Source organism: Pseudogulbenkiania sp. FW507-F1 (assembly GCF_058781125.1).
The window spans coordinates 83,391-98,784 of record NZ_JBYSWM010000007.1; the positions used below are offsets into that span (position 1 = coordinate 83,391).

Sequence of the window (15,394 nt, forward strand, 5' to 3'; positions counted from 1 at the left end):
GGTTAAAATACAGGCGCTTTTTTTCGCCCGCGACCGGAAAACCCGTTGCCGGCGGATACCCCAATCGGTTTGTTTCACCCGGCGAGCGCCTCCCGGGAGCTGAAACCGGCGCCTGGCGCCGACTCGGACTCCTCTGTGCGCGGGCCCCGCGGGGGGAAGAGCACAGACGCCGGAATTGACTGAACCGGTCAATGAGGCTGTCGCACGGCGCAGCAGCCCAGACCCGGGCCGCGCAGCAAGATTATGAACAGAAAGTGAGCTGACCTTGAACACCACGTCCCTCAGTTACCGTGATGCCGGCGTCGACATCGACGCCGGCGACGCGCTCGTCGAAAACATCAAGCCGTTCGCCAAGCGCACCATGCGCCCGGAAGTCCTCGGCGGCCTCGGCGGTTTCGGCGCACTGGTGGAAATCTCCAAGAAATACCAGGAACCGGTGCTGGTTTCCGGCACCGACGGCGTCGGCACCAAGCTCAAGCTCGCCTTCGACTGGAACAAGCACGACACCGTCGGCATCGACCTGGTGGCGATGAGCGTCAACGACATCCTGGTGCAGGGTGCCGAGCCACTGTTCTTCCTCGACTACTTCGCCTGCGGCAAGCTCGACGTTCCCCAGGCCACCGACGTGATCAAGGGCATCGCCGCGGGTTGCGAGCAGGCCGGTTGCGCGCTGATCGGCGGTGAGACCGCCGAGATGCCGGGCATGTACCCGTTGGGCGAATACGACCTGGCCGGTTTCGCCGTCGGCGTGGTGGAAAAGAGCAAGGTCATCACCGGCCGCGACATCAAGCCGGGCGACGTGGTGCTGGGCCTGAAATCCAACGGCGTGCACTCCAACGGCTACAGCCTGGTGCGCAAGATCATCGAGCGCGCCCAGCCGGACCTGGACGCCGAGTTCGACGGCGGCAAGACCCTGCGCGAAGCCATCATCGCCCCGACCCGCATCTACGTGAAGCCGCTCTTGGCGCTGATGCAGCAGCTCAACGTCAAGGGCATGGCGCACATCACCGGCGGCGGCATCACCGAGAACACGCCGCGCGTGTTGCCGGAAAACACCGTGGCGCAGATCGACGCCAAGAGCTGGGAGCTGCCGAAGCTGTTCCAGTGGCTGCAGGCCGAAGGCAATGTCGACGCCCAGGAAATGTACCGCACCTTCAACTGCGGCATCGGCATGGTGGTGATCGTGGATGCCGCCGACGCCGACCAGGCCGCGGCCATCCTGACCGAGCAGGGCGAAACGGTATCGCGCATCGGCGTGATCCGCGCGCGTAACGGCGACGAGCACCAGACCCAGGTAAACTGAGTGTCCCCGTTTGAAACACAACGCCGCTGGCTGACGGGCTGGCGGCGTTTGTCTTTGGTAGACTGACTGCGGCAAGGACGCTTGCCCACGTTCAAGCACCATGAAAAACATCGTCATCCTGATTTCCGGGCGCGGCTCCAACATGCAGGCCATCGTCGAGGCGCAGATTCCCGCTGCCAACATCGCCGCGGTGATCAGCAACCGCCCCGACGCCGCGGGTCTCGCCTGGGCCGCCGAACGCGGGGTGCCCACCGCCGCGCTCGACCACAAGGCCTTCGCCAGCCGCGAGGCGTTCGATGCCGCGCTGGCCGAGCTGATCGACGGCTACGCCCCGGACCTGGTGGTGCTGGCCGGCTTCATGCGCATTTTGACCCCGGATTTCACGCGCCGTTACGAAGGCCGCATGCTGAACATCCACCCCTCGCTGCTGCCCTCGTTCACCGGCCTGCACACCCACCAGCGCGCCATCGACATGGGCTGCAAGGTGGCCGGCTGCACCGTGCACTTCGTCACCGCCGATCTCGACCACGGTCCGATCGTGGCGCAGGGCGTGGTGCCGGTGCTGGACGACGACAGCGAGGACACTCTGGCCGCACGCGTGCTGAAGATCGAGCACCAGCTGTACCCGGAGGCGGTGCGCCGCTTCGTCGCCGGTGAGCTGGCCATCGTCGACGGCCGCGTCAAAGGCCGCGCCCAGGACGCCGGACAATGGCTGATTTCGCCCTCCCTGAACTGAGCCATGGCGCTTGGCGGGAACGTCCTGCCTCCCACGCCGCTCGAATAGCCATGCGACTCTACCGTCCCCTGCTGCTGGCGCTGGCGCTTTCGCTGCTGCTGCACCTGGGCGTGCTGCTGTCAGGCCATCTGCCGCACGCGGCGAGCCTGCCGGAACCGGCCAAGCTGCAGCCCTTGTCGGTGGCGATGCAGGCGATGACGCTGGCCCCGGAAGCCGGCCCCGTGCCGGCCGCGGCCCCGTCCAGCGGGCTGGTGGCCGTCCCGGCCGCGCACACCCCGGGCGTCAAGCGCCACCACCGCGCCCGCGTCGCGCACCGCGCCGATGCCGCATCCGCCCCCGTCGCCGAAGCGCCCCCAGCGGCCAAAGACATGCTGGCCGCCGCCACGGAAGCCCCCGCCGCCAAAGACGCGCCGGCCACCACCGAGCCCAGCCCGGCCGCGCCGCCGGCGGAGCAGCAGGCCAACGGCAACAGCGAACCCGCCGCACCGCCGCCGCAAGCCGACGACAGCAGCGCTCTGGAAGCCAAGGGCGCCGCCAAGACGCGCCACTTTCCCGACAACTCGCGCGTCGACTACCAGATCTACTACGGCAGCCTAATGGCCGGCCACGGCGAGATCAGTTGGCAACGCAGCGGCGCCAACTACACCCTGGACGCGCGCCTGACGCCGATCATCGGCCCCCACCTGCGCTACCAGTCGCGCGGCAGCGTCGGCAAGCGCGGGCTGACTCCGCTCGCCTACCAGGCCTGGCGCGGCGACAGCGAACGCGAATCGGCGCGCTTCGACTGGAGCGCCAACACCCTCGCCTACGGCGACCACGGCGACAAGCAGGCCGAACTCGCCCCGGGCACGCAGGACATCCTGAGCCTGGGCTACCAGCTGGCGCTGACCGGCGGCAGCCTGTTGCCGCCGCAACAACGCATCACCACCGGCAAGAAGGTGTACGACTACCCGCTGGCGCCGGCTGGCGAAACCCGCTACCCGCCCGACCACGGCACGCTGCGCGTGGTCGTGTTCCGCGCCAAGAACGGCGACGACGTGACCGAATTCTGGCTGGCGCCGGACTTTGCCAACCTGCCGGTGCGCATCCTGCGCATCGACAAGGACAAGACACTGGACCAGCGCGCCCGCCGCATCGACATCAACGGCAAGACCGTCTGGTCTCTGTCGGAAAACCCCTAACGGAACCACGATGATCAACCAGACCCAGCTCTTCCACATCGAAACCGTGCTCGGCAAGATGGTCCGTTTCGACCGTCCCGCCGACGCCGTGCTGAGCGCCTACTTCCGCGAGCACGCCAATCTCGGCGCCAACGACCGCCACGTCATCGCCGAAACCGCCTTCGCCTGCCTGCGCCGCTTCAGCCAGCTCAAGGCGGTGATCGCACCGCAGAAGCCCACCCCGCGCCGTCTGGCGCTGGCCACGCTGGCGCGCGTGCGCGGGCTCAACCTGAAGGAATTCGGCGGCAGCCTGAAGGAAGAGGAACGCAACTGGGTGGCCGAGCTCAAGGGCAAGGCGCTGCCGGACGAACTGGCTGTGCAGGCCGAACTGCCGGCCTGGGTGATCGAAAGGTTGGCCGAAGACACCCCGGAACAGATCATCGCGCTGGGGCGCGGCATGATCGAGGGCGCGCCGCTCGACCTGCGCGTCAACACCCTGAAGATGAAGCGCGACGACGCCCTGCTGGCCTTGCGCCGCGACGGTTTCGAGGCCGAACCGACGCCGTTTTCGCCCATCGGCATCCGCCTCAAGGGCAAGCCGGCGCTCAACCGCCACCCGCTGTTCAAGGACGGCAGCATCGAGGTGCAGGATGAAGGCAGCCAGCTCCTGGGCCTGATCACCGGCGCGCGCCGCGGCGAGATGGTGGTGGACTTCTGCGCCGGCGCCGGCGGCAAGACGCTGCTGTTGGGCGCACAGATGGCCTCCACCGGCCGCCTCTACGCCTTCGACGTGTCGGAAAAGCGCCTCGCCAACTTCAAGCCGCGCCAGGCCCGCTCCGGCCTGTCCAACGTGCATCCGCAGCTGATCGCGCACGAGAACGACACCCGCGTCAAGCGCCTGGCCGGCAAGGCCGACCGGGTGCTGGTGGACGCCCCCTGCTCCGGCCTCGGCACCTTGCGCCGCAACCCCGACCTGAAATTCCGCCAGAGCCCGGAGAGCGTGGCCGAACTCAACGCCAAGCAGGCCTCCATCCTCGCCTCGGCGAGCCGCCTGGTGAAGGCCGGCGGGCGCCTGGTCTACGCCACCTGCAGCCTGTTGCCGCAGGAAAACCAGGCCATCGTCGAAGCCTTCCTGGCCGAGCACCCCGACTTCACGCTGGTGCCGGTGTCGGACGTGCTGGCGGAACAGAAGATTCCGCTGGAGATGGGCGACTACCTGGCGCTGCGTCCGGACCGTCACAACACCGACGGCTTCTTCGCCGCCGTGCTGGCCAAACAAAAGCCGTGAGTCTATGATGAAACCCTGATATAGGTTTTCATCCACCCGCCCGACAACAGGCCGCCCGCGAGGCGGCCTGCGTTATTCGACCACCATGTCATACATCGCCCCCCAATGGCGCCGCCGCGACCGCCGCCTGGTGCTGCTGCACGACCTGATCAACCACTTCCGCTGGCGCACCCGCCTCACCCTCTGGCTCACCGCCGCGCTGGCCGGGCTGGTGGTGGCGGGCTTCGCGGTGCTGTCCGAACAAGCCCAGCACGCCTTCCTGCGCCTGGTGGCGTTCAACCCGCTGTGCGCCTGGCTGCTGCCGGTGCTGGTGCCGATGCTGGCGGTGTGGCTGACCCGGCGCTACTTCCCCGGCAGCCAGGGCAGCGGCATTCCGCAGGCTATCGCCGCGATCCGCCTGAGCAGCGAGCGCCAGCCGGTACACCAGCTGGTTTCGCTGCGCATCGCCCTGGGCAAGATCCTGGTCGGCTGTTTCGGCTTGCTGGGCGGCATCTCGGCCGGGCGCGAAGGGCCGTCGGTGCAAGTGGCGGCCAGCATCATGCACGCCGCGCACCGCTGGCTGCCGCACGGCCGCGCCATCCGGCCGCAGGACCTGATCCTGGCGGGCAGTTCCGCCGGCATCGCCGCCGCCTTCAATACCCCGCTGGCGGGGATCGTGTTCGCGGTGGAGGAAATGGGGCGGCGCCTCGAGTCGCGCACCAGCGGCGTGCTGCTGTCCACCATCATCCTCTCCGGCCTGATGGCGATCTCGCTGCTGGGCAATTACAGCTACTTCGGCTCGCTGCACATCCCGGCGCTGAGCAGCGCCATCGTCACGCCGATCATCGTCTGCGGCATTGGCTGCGGCCTGCTGGGCGCGCTGTTCAGCCGTGCCATGCTGTGGCCGCAACGCTACGCCGGGAGCCGCCTGTGGCGCTGGCGCGCCGTCCACCCGGTGCGCTTCGCCGGACTGTGCGGGCTGCTGTTGGCGCTGATGGGCTGGCTGAGCGGCGGCAGCTCGTTCGGCAGCGGCTACGCCGCCACCTCGCACCTGATCGACGGCAGCGCCACCCTGCCCTGGCACGCCCCGCTGCTGCGCTTCGGCGCCACCCTGGTCACCTACTTCATGGGCGTGCCGGGCGGCATCTTCGCCCCCTCGCTGGCGGTCGGCGCCGGCATCGGCAACGACCTGGCGAGCTGGTTCTTTCCGCTCGCCGGCCAGCACGTCATCATCGCGCTGTGCATGGCGAGCTTCCTCGCCGCGGTGACGCAGGCGCCGCTCACCTCGGCCATCATCATGATGGAAATGATCGACAACCATGGCATGGTGATCAGCCTGATGGCGGCCTGCGTGCTGGCACGCTTCATCAGCGCCCGCATCAGTCCCGCGCTGTACCATCAGTTGTCGGAAGGGTTCATGCCGCCGCCGGGGCGACAAGATGAGCGCCGTGTCCGCGCGCAAATTGACCCGCCGCCAGCTGGACCGTAAAATAACCTATTGAAACGCTCGGGTATTGCGTCGCCAGACAGGGTTGCCTGTTCCGGAGCGCCAGCCTCAACCAACGCAAGGATTCTGCCATCCATGGATATCCAGGAAACCATCAAGCAAACCGTAAGCAGCAGCCCGGTCGTACTGTTCATGAAGGGCTCGGCCCAGTTCCCGCAGTGCGGCTTCTCCGCGCGCGCCGTGCAGATCGTCAAGGCCTGCGGCGTGGACGACTTTATGACCGTCGACGTGCTGCAGAATCCGGAAATCCGCCAGGGCATCAAGGACTTCTCCAACTGGCCGACCATTCCGCAGCTCTACGTCAAGGGTGAATTCATCGGCGGCTCGGATATCATGTACGAGATGTTCCAGTCCGGCGAACTGCAGGAACTGCTGAAGGATATCGCCCAGGCGTGACCATGCGCCTGAGACGCCACAACCCGGTCGCCGCGCCGGGTTTTTTGTTGCCCGCACCAGACAGGGTTTTTCATTCGTCATATAATGAAAAGCTTGTATGTGCCTCCCGCATCGCCCGACGCCATGACTGACGAATTTCTGCCCTATCAAGACGACACCACCGAGCGCCTGATGTCTGCCAGCGCCATGTCCATCGACGAAATCTGGCGGGCGCTGGTCAACGACCAGCTGGTGCCCTACTTCCAGCCGGTGGTCGAGCTGCGTTCGCGCAAGGTGCTCGGGGTCGAGGCCCTGGCGCGCTGGCGCCATCCCGCACTGGGGGTGCTGTCGCCGGTGACCTTCGTGCCGATCATGGAAGAGCGCGGCATGATCCGCGAACTGACCGAACTGATCCTGGAAAAGTCGCTGTACGCCTGCCGCGACTGGCTCGATCACGGCCGGAAGCTCACGGTGTCGATCAACCTGTCCGCCCTGTCGCTCACCGACCACAACCTGCCGGGGCTGCTGGAAAGCAAGTGCCGCATCGCCGGCCTGCCGTCCTCCAGCCTGATCCTTGAGCTGTCGGAAAACACCCTGCGCCAGCACTGGGAGTTGGCCGAACCGCAGCTCGGCCAGCTGCGTGAGCGCGGTTTCGGCGTGGCCGTCGACGAATACGGCATCGGCAGCGGCCTGGCGACGCGCCTCAACGGCGAGCACTTCTCGACGATGAAGATCGACCGCGCCTTCGTGCACGGCGCCGGCAGCAATCCTCACCTGCGCGCCATCCTGCAGGAGAACCTGCTCCTGGCGCAGCGGCACGGCCTGTTCACGGTAGCCATGGGGATCGAGGAGAGCGCCGACCTGGCGCTCCTAAGCGAACTGGGCTGCGATGCGGTGCAAGGCTACCTGTGCTCGGCCCCGCTGCCTGCGGAAGGCTTGTTGCCGTGGATTTACCAGTGGGAAAAGGGCTAAAATCGCGTCATGGTGTAAACACCCGTTTAATCCCGCGTGAACGACAGCGACCCTGCCGTTCACGGACACAATGCCAAACAGCCGGTATCCCGAAACGGGACGACCCGGCTGTTTTTTCACGAGCGAAGGAAGCCGCATGAACATCACCGTAGTGCACCACCCGCTGGTACAGCACAAGCTCGGGCTGCTGCGCGAAGGCGCCATCAGCACCATGAAATTCCGCCAGCTGACCCAGGAACTGGCGCGTCTGCTGGCCTACGAGGCCACCCGCGATTTCGAGCTGGAAACCGTCACCATCGAGGGCTGGTGCGGTCCGATCGAGGTGCAGCAGATCAAGGGCAAGAAGGTCACCGTGGTACCGATCCTGCGCGCCGGCCTCGGCATGCTCGACGGCGTGCTCGACCTGGTGCCGTCGGCCAAGATCAGCGTGGTCGGGCTGTACCGCAACGAGGAAACGCTGGAACCGGTGCCCTACTTCGACAAGTTCGTCGACAGTCTCGACGAGCGCATCGCCATCATCATCGACCCGATGCTGGCCACCGGCGGCTCGATGGTCGCCACCATCGACCTGTTGAAGCGCAAGGGCTGCAAGCAGATCAAGGCGGTGGTGATGGTGGCGGCACCGGAAGGCGTGAAGGTGGTGAACGAGGCCCATCCCGACGTGCAGATCGTCGCCGCCTCGCTGGACAGCCACCTCAACGAGCACGGCTACATCATCCCCGGCCTGGGCGACGCCGGCGACAAGATCTTCGGCACCAAGCACGGCTGACGCACCGATGGCCCGCCAGCGCCGCGTGGCAGGCCAGGTGCGGTCTGCTCTCTCCGGCCCCACGACGAAAGGCGACGCATGGACGCGTTCAAACAGATTGATCACGACTTCCTGCTGCGTTTTCCCGGTGCCCTGAGCGACCCTGACTGGCTCGCACTGGGCAAGAAGCACCGCAGTATCGACGTTGTGATCCGCCTGTGCCGGGAAGGGCTGACCGAAACCGTGCTACAGCGGGCCATCTCCACCGGTAGCACGGCCGCCGTCATCGAGTGCTGCCGCCAGATCATCGGCCGCTGTAGTACCGTCAGCACCTTCGAGAAGATGGCGTTCCGCCATTACCTGGGGTATGGCGAGGTTCACCTGCCTTTCGTGGCGGCGCTCAACGACGTGCTGCACCATTTTTCGCCCGAGCACTTCGAGGCTTTCGTCGATGTCCTGACGCTGTGCCGGCACGACCCGAGGGCCAATGCGGCGAAATGGCCGGTGGTGACCTGCTTTCTGGCCTACAGCGATCCCGAGCGGCAGGTGTGCATCAAGCCGACCACCATCAAGAAGCTGGCCGCCAAACTCGGCATCGACATCGCCTACCAGGCTCGTCCCAACTACGAGACCTACCAGCGGGTGCAGGAGATGGTGCGCGAATTCCGCCGGCACAGCCGGCTCGCCGCGGACCAGAACAACATCATCGCCCAGGCTGTCATGTACTGCACCGTCTGACACCCGGCGCGACTGCCGCGCTATTTGCATAACAAGGAAAAATCCATCATGTTCCAGCATGTAAAACTGGCCGTCTCGGGTGCCCAGATCCTGTTCGTCGCCTTCGGCGCACTGGTTTTGGTCCCGCTACTGACCGGCCTCAATCCGGCCATGGCCCTGCTCGGCGCCGGCGTCGGCACCCTGCTGTTCCAGCTGTGCACCGGCCGCCAGGTGCCGATCTTCCTCGGCTCCTCGTTCGCCTTCATCGGCCCGATCATCTATTCGATGCAGACCTGGGGCATGGGCGCCACCATGTTTGGCCTGTTCTGCGCCGGCTTCATGTATTTCGTGTTCGCCGCCATCGTCAAATGGCGCGGCATGGCGCTGGTCAACCGCCTGCTGCCACCGGTGGTGATCGGCCCGGTGATCATGATCATCGGCCTCTCGGTGGCGAACGCCGCGTCGAACATGGCGATGGGCCGCGCCGGCGGCCAGCAGGTGATGCCGTACGAGACCTCGCTGCTGCTGGCCGCGGTATCGCTCGCCACCACCATCGTGGTGTCGATCTTCGCGCGCGGCATGTTCAAGCTGGTGCCGATCCTGGCCGGCGTCACCGTCGGCTACATCGTCGCCGCGCTGCTGGGCGTGGTCGACTTCGCCAAGCTGGCCAACGCGCCGTGGTTCGCCGTGCCGCAATTCCACAGCCCGGAGGTGAACTGGGCGGCGGCGCTGTTCATGCTGCCGGTGGCGATCGCCCCGGCCATCGAGCACATCGGCGGCGTGATGGCGATCGGCGGCGTCACCGGCCGTGACTACACCAAGAGCCCGGGGCTGCACCGCACGCTGTCGGGCGACGGCCTGGGCGTGTGCCTGGCCGGCCTGATCGGCGGGCCTCCGGTGACGACTTACGCCGAGGTGACCGGCGCGGTGATGATCACGCGCAACTTCAACCCGGTGGTGATGACCTGGGCGGCGCTGTTCGCCATCGCCATGGCGTTCTTCGGCAAGTTCAACGCGCTGCTGCAGTCGATCCCGATGCCGGTGATGGGCGGCATCATGGTGCTGCTGTTCGGCACCATCGCCTCGATCGGCCTGAAGACGCTGATCGAAGCCAAGGTCGACCTGATGGAGCCGCGCAACCTGGTGATCATCTCGGTGGTGCTGACCGCCGGTATCGGCGGCCTGGAGATCAAGCTGGGCTCGTTCGGGCTGGCCGGTGTCGGCTTGTGCTCGCTGCTGGCGATTGTGCTGAACCTGATCCTGCCGCGCCACGCCGCCACCCACGACGGCATTGTCGAGGGACAGGACCTGTAACAGCAGCTTCAGCCAACCTGACAACGCCAACCCGCCCCGGCAACGAGGCGGGTTTTTTCATGGTCACGCCGGGCCGCCCGGAAAAAATGTCGCAATGCACAATAACAATGTCCTGATCGTGAACGACTCTGGCGCGTCGAGCTGGAACAATGTATCCAGTCAATCGAAGGAACCCTGCCATGCGTACCCTGATCGCTATCTGCCTGCTCTATTTCCTGCTGCTGCCGATGCTGGGCGGCGCGCTGGCCTTCCTCGGCGGCATGCTGCGGGCGCGCTTTGCCGAGCAGCGCAAGGCCTACGCCGGCTACCATCCGATGAACCCGTTCTATCGCCTGTCGCCCTACCATTTCGGCAAGCGCTGACCTCCTGTCTTTCTCCTCCGTCAGTATTGGCGCCACGGTTCGATGGCGCTTTTTTTGTGCCTCGGGCGCTGGGGCGGACGGTTTTCCCCGAGGGCCCGGTGCTGGCCGCTGGCGCCTCAGCTACGCCCACACAGAGGACCGCGCAGGCGAGCCATCAGCAGGCCGTCGACGAACTCGCCGTCGCGGAACGAATCGGCACGCAGGCGCCCCTCCTCCTCGAACCCCAGCTGCCGGTACAGCGCGATGGCGCGCTCGTTGTCGGCATAGACGTGCAGTTCGAGCCGGGTCAGTCCCAGCCAGTTGTCGGCGTACTCCAGCAGCGCCCCCAGCAACCCGCGCCCCACCCCTTTGCCTTGCCAGTCTTCGTGCACCGCCAGCGCCAGCGAGGCGGTGTGGGCGCGGCGCAGCTGCGGCGGGCGCATCACAGCGCCATAGGCGATGGCACGGTTCTCCGCGTCACACGCCACCAGCGCGTGCGTACTGTCCGGCAGCTCGGCCAGGCGCGTCTGCCAGTGCGACAGCGAGGGATACGGCAGCTGCAGCGAATTGCGCACCACCGAGGGACAGCTGAACAGGGCCTGCAAGGCGGGGGCGTCGGCGACGTCGGCACGGCGGATGGGGTAGCTCATGGGATCTCCTCGAGAAGGGAACAGCGGGCAACGCCGCGGGTCGCGCCGCGCCAGCCCGGCGTTCGACCATGACATAAAAACCGCGTCCCGCCCAGCCAGGACGGGTCCCGCGCGCGGAGGGCACGAAAAAGCCGCCCGCAGGCGGCTGGTACCAGGCTCTCGGCGCGCTCAGCCGGGGCGGCGCGTGGCGCGGTCCACCAGGTACATCAGGTGCTGGTAGGGAATGCCGGCGTGTTCCGACAGCCCGATCTCGCAGGTGGCGCTGGTGGAGAAGCCGCCGCAGCAGCCGCCCACCTGCTCCTTCAGCCCGGTCAGCGCCGAGGCGTTCAGTTCCGGATAGGTGAAGCCCTTGTCGCCGGCGAAACCACAGCAGGTGATGCCGGCGGGCTCGGTGACCCGGCTCGAGCAGCGCCGCGCCAGCGCGTTGAGCGTCGCGCCCTGGCCCAGCTTCTTCATCGAGCACACCACGTGCAGCGCCACGTGCTCGTCGAGCGGGGTGAAGTGCAGGTGGGCGGCGGCCTCGGTCTCGATGAAGGTGGTGACGTCGACGATGCGCAGGCGCGCGTCCTGGATGCCCTCCAGCATCGCTGCGGTACACACGCCGTTGTCGACGATCACCGGCCAGCGGCCGTTGTCGCTCGCCGCCAACAGCGCCGCCTTGAGCTCGGCCAGCTTGGCGGTGGCGGCGTCCAGCGCCCCCTTCGACTTGAACGGCGTGCCACAGCACAGATTGTCCAAGCCCGCCGGATAGAGCAGCTGGTAGCCCGCCTTGCCCAGCACCGAGGCCACCACCTCGTTGAGCGGGCGCGGGTCGGGCATGGCGGTGGACGGGGAGAAAGTGCGGGTGAGGCAGGACGGCAGGTACACCACCTTGCGCGCGCTGCCGGCGGCGCCGGCGCCCAGGCGCGGCTTGGCCGCCGCGCGCGGGAAGTAGGGTGTCCAGTGCGGCACACGCCGGCCGAACACGCGGCGCAGGCCGCGCATCACGGCGCCGGTGGCGGCGTCGCCGGCCACGGCGTGGGTCGCATCGAGCAGTTTGAGGCCGAGCCGCGCCCCGCGCGTGGCGCTATCGTAGTGTCCGGCCAGCCAGTTTGCCGCCGCCCAGCCGGTGTCGCTCTGGTGGCCCTGGCGGATCTGCGTGGTCAGCTTGCCGGTGTTGATGCCGACCGGGCAGGCGGTTTCGCACAGGCCACAGGTGGTGCAGGTGTCGTCGCCGGCGTACTGGTACAGCGCTTCCAGCTCGGCCAGGCGGTCCGGCGCGTCCCCGGCGCTGCGCAGCGCCGCCATCTCGCGGTTGGCGACGATGCGCTGGCGCGGCGTCAGGGTGATGGCGCGGCTCGGGCACATCACTTCGCAGAAGCCGCACTCGATGCACTTGTCGACCAGCGCGTCGACCACCGGGATCGGCTTGAGGTCCTTGACGTGCAGCAGCGCGTCGCTGGTCAGGATCACGTCCGGGTTGAGAATGCCCTGCGGGTCGAAGATCGCCTTGATCTCCTGCATCACGCGGTACGCCACCGGCCCCCATTCCATCTCCACGAACGGCGCCATGTTGCGGCCGGTGCCGTGCTCGGCCTTGACCGCACCCTCGTAGTCCACCGCCACCAGCCGGCACACCGCTTCGATGAAGGCCTCGTAGCGCGCGACTTCTTCGGCGCCGGAGAAGTTGGGGGTGAACACGAAGTGCAGGTTGCCCTCCAGGGCGTGGCCGAAGATGATCGCCTCGTCGTAGTGGAACTGTTTGAACAGCGCCTGCAGGGCCAGCGTGCCTTCGGCCAGGTGCTCGATCGGAAACGCCACGTCCTCGATGATCACTGTGGTCTCGGCGGCGCGCATCGCCCCGACGCTGGGGAACATGCCCTTGCGGATGTTCCACAGCTGGGTGTACTCGCTGACGACGTCGGTGAAGGCCACCCCGGTCAGGGTGTCGATGTGGCCGATGAAGCCGGCGATCGCCGCGGTGTTGGCGGCCAGCGCGGCCGGGTCGGCGGCGCGGGTCTCGATCAGGATCGCCGCGGCGTCCTCCGACAGCGTCTTGATCAGCGCCGGCACGCCGGCCTTGTTCTCCACCGAGCGCAGGCTGGCGCGGTCCAGCAGCTCCGCCGCCGCCACCACGTCCTTGTGCTGCGCCAGCACCTGCACCGCGTCGCAGGCGGCCTTGATGGTGGGGTAGAACACCAGGGCCGAGGCCTTGTGCGGGTGCTCCACCACGGTGTGGTAGGTCACCTCAGAGACGAAGGCCAGCGTGCCCTCGCTGCCGACGATGAGGTGGGTAAGGATGTCGAGCGGGTCGGCGAAGTCCACCAGGGCATTGAGACTGTAGCCGGTGGTGTTCTTCATCTTGTACTTGCGGCGGATGCGGGCGGCCAGTTCGGCGTCGCCCCGCACCCGCGCCGCGAGCGCCGCCAGTTGCCCAAGCAGGCCGGCGTGGCTGGCGCGGAACGCCGCCACGCTGGCGGCGTCGGCGGTGTCGAGCACGCTGCCGTCGGCCAGCACCACGCGGATCGCGCGCAGCGTCTGGTAGCTGTTCTGCGCCGTGCCGCAGCACATGCCGCTGGAGTTGTTGTTGACGATGCCGCCGATCATGGCGGAGTTGATGGTCGCCGGGTCCGGGCCGATCTTGCGTCCGAACGGCGCCAGCGCGGCGTTGGCGGCGGCGCCGACCACGCCCGGCTGCAGGCGGATCGCCGCGCCGTTCTCCAGCACCTCCAGCCCCTTCCAGCCGTAGCTCGCCACCACCAGGATCGAGTCGCTGACCGCCTGGCCGGAGAGCGAGGTGCCGGCGGCGCGGAAGGTGACGGGCAGCGCGAGTTCCGCCGCCAGCGCCAGGATGGCCTGCACCTCGGCCTCGGACTGGGTCTTGACCACGATCTTGGGCGTCAGCCGGTAGCAGGAGGCGTCGGTGCCGTAGGCCAGCGTGGAGAGCGGATCGGTGTAGATCCGCCGCGGCTCGATCTGCTCCTGCAAGCGGTGGTGAAACTCGCGATACGCTCCCTGCAACATGGCCCTGTCTCCTCCTGCGTAGCGGACCGCCAGCGCCCGCACGCGTTCTATCGTGTCGATGAACGCGATGGTGCCACATTTCATCCTTCGGCCCATCAAGGGATAGCCCTTGGTCCGGTGCGGTCTTGCCGCCAGCGCGGCACGGCTGCTAGGCTCACGGCTGACACTTCGGGAAAAGGAGACGACCATGCTGATGCAACGCGACAAGGCCACGCTGCTGGTGGTGGACATCCAGCAGAAACTGGTGCCGGCGGTGATCGATCCCGACGGGGTGGTGGCACGGGTGCGCTGGCTGCTCAGCGTGGCCCACGATACCGGCCTGCCGGTGGTGTTTTCCGAACAGTATCCGCAGGGCCTCGGCCACACCGTGCCGGAACTGCTGGCGGCCGCCCCCGCCGCCCCCGTGGTGGCGAAGCGGCATTTCTCCTGCGTCGCCGGCGACTGCCTGCCGGAGACGCTGCTGACGCGCGACCAGGTTATCGTGTGCGGCATGGAAACCCACGTCTGCGTGCTGCAGACGGTGCTGGAATTGCTGGCGGCGGGAAAACAGGTGTTCGTGGTGGCGGACGCGGTGACGAGCCGCTCGGCGCGCGATCTCGAACTCGGCCTGCAACGCATGCGCGACGCCGGCGCGGTGCTGGTGAGCCGCGAGATGGTGCTGTTCGAAATGCTGCGCGAAGCCGGCTCCGAGCTGTTCCGCAGCATGAGCAAGCGCTATCTGCAGGGCGTACAACCCTGAGGCGGAAAGGTCATTCGGGACGAGACGGCGGGCCAGAAAAAACGAAAGGTTGGCCGAAGCGGCTTCGGCCAACCTTGTCTTTCTCGAGATGACGGCTGAGCCGTTCTAGTTCTCCTCTATTACTTCCACTTCCGGCCCTGTCGAGCAGAAGTGCAGACTTGGCTCTGCTGCATGCACTACCATGGTGCATTCATCACCATAACGACGCAGGAAAAGGCGCCAAACAGGTGCAACCCTCCCCTTTACCCCGCATCGAAGCGGCGGCACGCTGGATAACCACAGCCTATTCAGCAAAAATCGTGCCAGGACATCTGTAAACGGCCGGCCAAGGCATCCCCAGCGCGTCAGTCCTTTCTTCAACGCCCTGCGGCCATGTGCTGACGGCGACCGACACGCTGCCACGAGCCCACGGCCCACGACTTCACTGACCGCCCAGCACCGCCTCCGGAGCAGAGTCCGCAGCGAAACGGTTGCTGCCAACACGATGGTAAACTACCGCCGAAATCCCACTCGAGGCATGCTGAGCGCCGACAGGGCTGGCGCCAGCAGCGAGCGCCCCGAC

At 67.1% G+C, this 15,394-nt stretch carries 14 protein-coding genes; 12 read left to right on the forward strand and 2 right to left on the reverse strand.

Annotation, left to right across the window (positions count from 1 at the left end):
* Positions 1-265 precede the first annotated feature (265 nt).
* The 11 genes from purM to AC3WG5_RS06435 all read left to right on the forward strand — a co-directional run bounded on the left by purM (position 266) and on the right by AC3WG5_RS06435 (position 10,461).
* Positions 266-1,303 (forward strand): phosphoribosylformylglycinamidine cyclo-ligase, encoded by a 1,038-nt coding sequence (gene purM, locus AC3WG5_RS06385; RefSeq protein ID WP_492568176.1) that lies wholly within the window; start codon positions 266-268, stop codon positions 1,301-1,303.
* Between the two features lie 100 nt (positions 1,304-1,403).
* Positions 1,404-2,039 carry a phosphoribosylglycinamide formyltransferase gene (gene purN, locus AC3WG5_RS06390; RefSeq protein ID WP_492568177.1) on the forward strand — a complete coding sequence of 212 codons (636 nt, stop codon included), beginning with the start codon at positions 1,404-1,406 and terminating at the stop codon, positions 2,037-2,039.
* Between the two features lie 50 nt (positions 2,040-2,089).
* Positions 2,090-3,220 (forward strand): DUF3108 domain-containing protein, encoded by a 1,131-nt coding sequence (locus AC3WG5_RS06395; protein WP_492568178.1) that lies wholly within the window; start codon positions 2,090-2,092, stop codon positions 3,218-3,220.
* A 13-nt stretch (positions 3,221-3,233) separates the two neighbouring features.
* Entirely contained in the window at positions 3,234-4,487 is a 1,254-nt protein-coding gene (locus AC3WG5_RS06400) for an RsmB/NOP family class I SAM-dependent RNA methyltransferase (protein WP_492568216.1), read from the forward strand.
* A gap of 85 nt (positions 4,488-4,572) precedes the next feature.
* Positions 4,573-5,955, forward strand: a complete 1,383-nt coding sequence (locus AC3WG5_RS06405; protein ID WP_492568179.1) for a chloride channel protein — start codon at positions 4,573-4,575, stop codon at positions 5,953-5,955.
* 93 nt (positions 5,956-6,048) lie between these two features.
* Positions 6,049-6,369 carry a Grx4 family monothiol glutaredoxin gene (gene grxD / locus AC3WG5_RS06410; protein ID WP_294866383.1) on the forward strand — a complete coding sequence of 107 codons (321 nt, stop codon included), beginning with the start codon at positions 6,049-6,051 and terminating at the stop codon, positions 6,367-6,369.
* A gap of 123 nt (positions 6,370-6,492) precedes the next feature.
* Positions 6,493-7,320, forward strand: a complete 828-nt coding sequence (locus tag AC3WG5_RS06415) for an EAL domain-containing protein (protein ID WP_492568180.1) — start codon at positions 6,493-6,495, stop codon at positions 7,318-7,320.
* Between the two features lie 136 nt (positions 7,321-7,456).
* Entirely contained in the window at positions 7,457-8,089 is a 633-nt protein-coding gene (upp, locus tag AC3WG5_RS06420; RefSeq protein WP_008953303.1) for a uracil phosphoribosyltransferase, read from the forward strand.
* A 78-nt stretch (positions 8,090-8,167) separates the two neighbouring features.
* Complete coding sequence (locus AC3WG5_RS06425) at positions 8,168-8,806, forward strand: hypothetical protein (RefSeq protein WP_492568181.1); 639 nt, start codon at positions 8,168-8,170, stop codon at positions 8,804-8,806.
* Positions 8,807-8,854: 48 nt separating this feature from the next.
* The gene (locus AC3WG5_RS06430; protein ID WP_294866389.1) at positions 8,855-10,099 is read left to right on the forward strand and encodes a uracil-xanthine permease family protein; all 1,245 of its coding nucleotides are present in this window, start codon (positions 8,855-8,857) and stop codon (positions 10,097-10,099) included.
* Positions 10,100-10,278: 179 nt separating this feature from the next.
* Positions 10,279-10,461, forward strand: coding sequence for a hypothetical protein (locus AC3WG5_RS06435; RefSeq protein WP_492568182.1), 183 nt, complete (start codon positions 10,279-10,281; stop codon positions 10,459-10,461).
* Positions 10,462-10,577: 116 nt separating this feature from the next.
* Here AC3WG5_RS06435 and AC3WG5_RS06440 read toward each other — a convergent pair whose 3' ends face one another.
* On the reverse strand, positions 10,578-11,090 hold the full coding sequence (locus AC3WG5_RS06440; RefSeq protein WP_492568183.1) for a GNAT family N-acetyltransferase: 513 nt from the start codon (positions 11,088-11,090) through the stop codon (positions 10,578-10,580).
* Positions 11,091-11,258: 168 nt separating this feature from the next.
* Positions 11,259-14,093 carry an FAD-binding and (Fe-S)-binding domain-containing protein gene (locus AC3WG5_RS06445; protein ID WP_492568184.1) on the reverse strand — a complete coding sequence of 945 codons (2,835 nt, stop codon included), beginning with the start codon at positions 14,091-14,093 and terminating at the stop codon, positions 11,259-11,261.
* Positions 14,094-14,280: 187 nt separating this feature from the next.
* On the opposite strand from AC3WG5_RS06445, the gene AC3WG5_RS06450 reads away from it, so the two are divergent.
* Entirely contained in the window at positions 14,281-14,832 is a 552-nt protein-coding gene (locus AC3WG5_RS06450) for a hydrolase (RefSeq protein WP_492568185.1), read from the forward strand.
* Positions 14,833-15,394 lie beyond the last annotated feature (562 nt).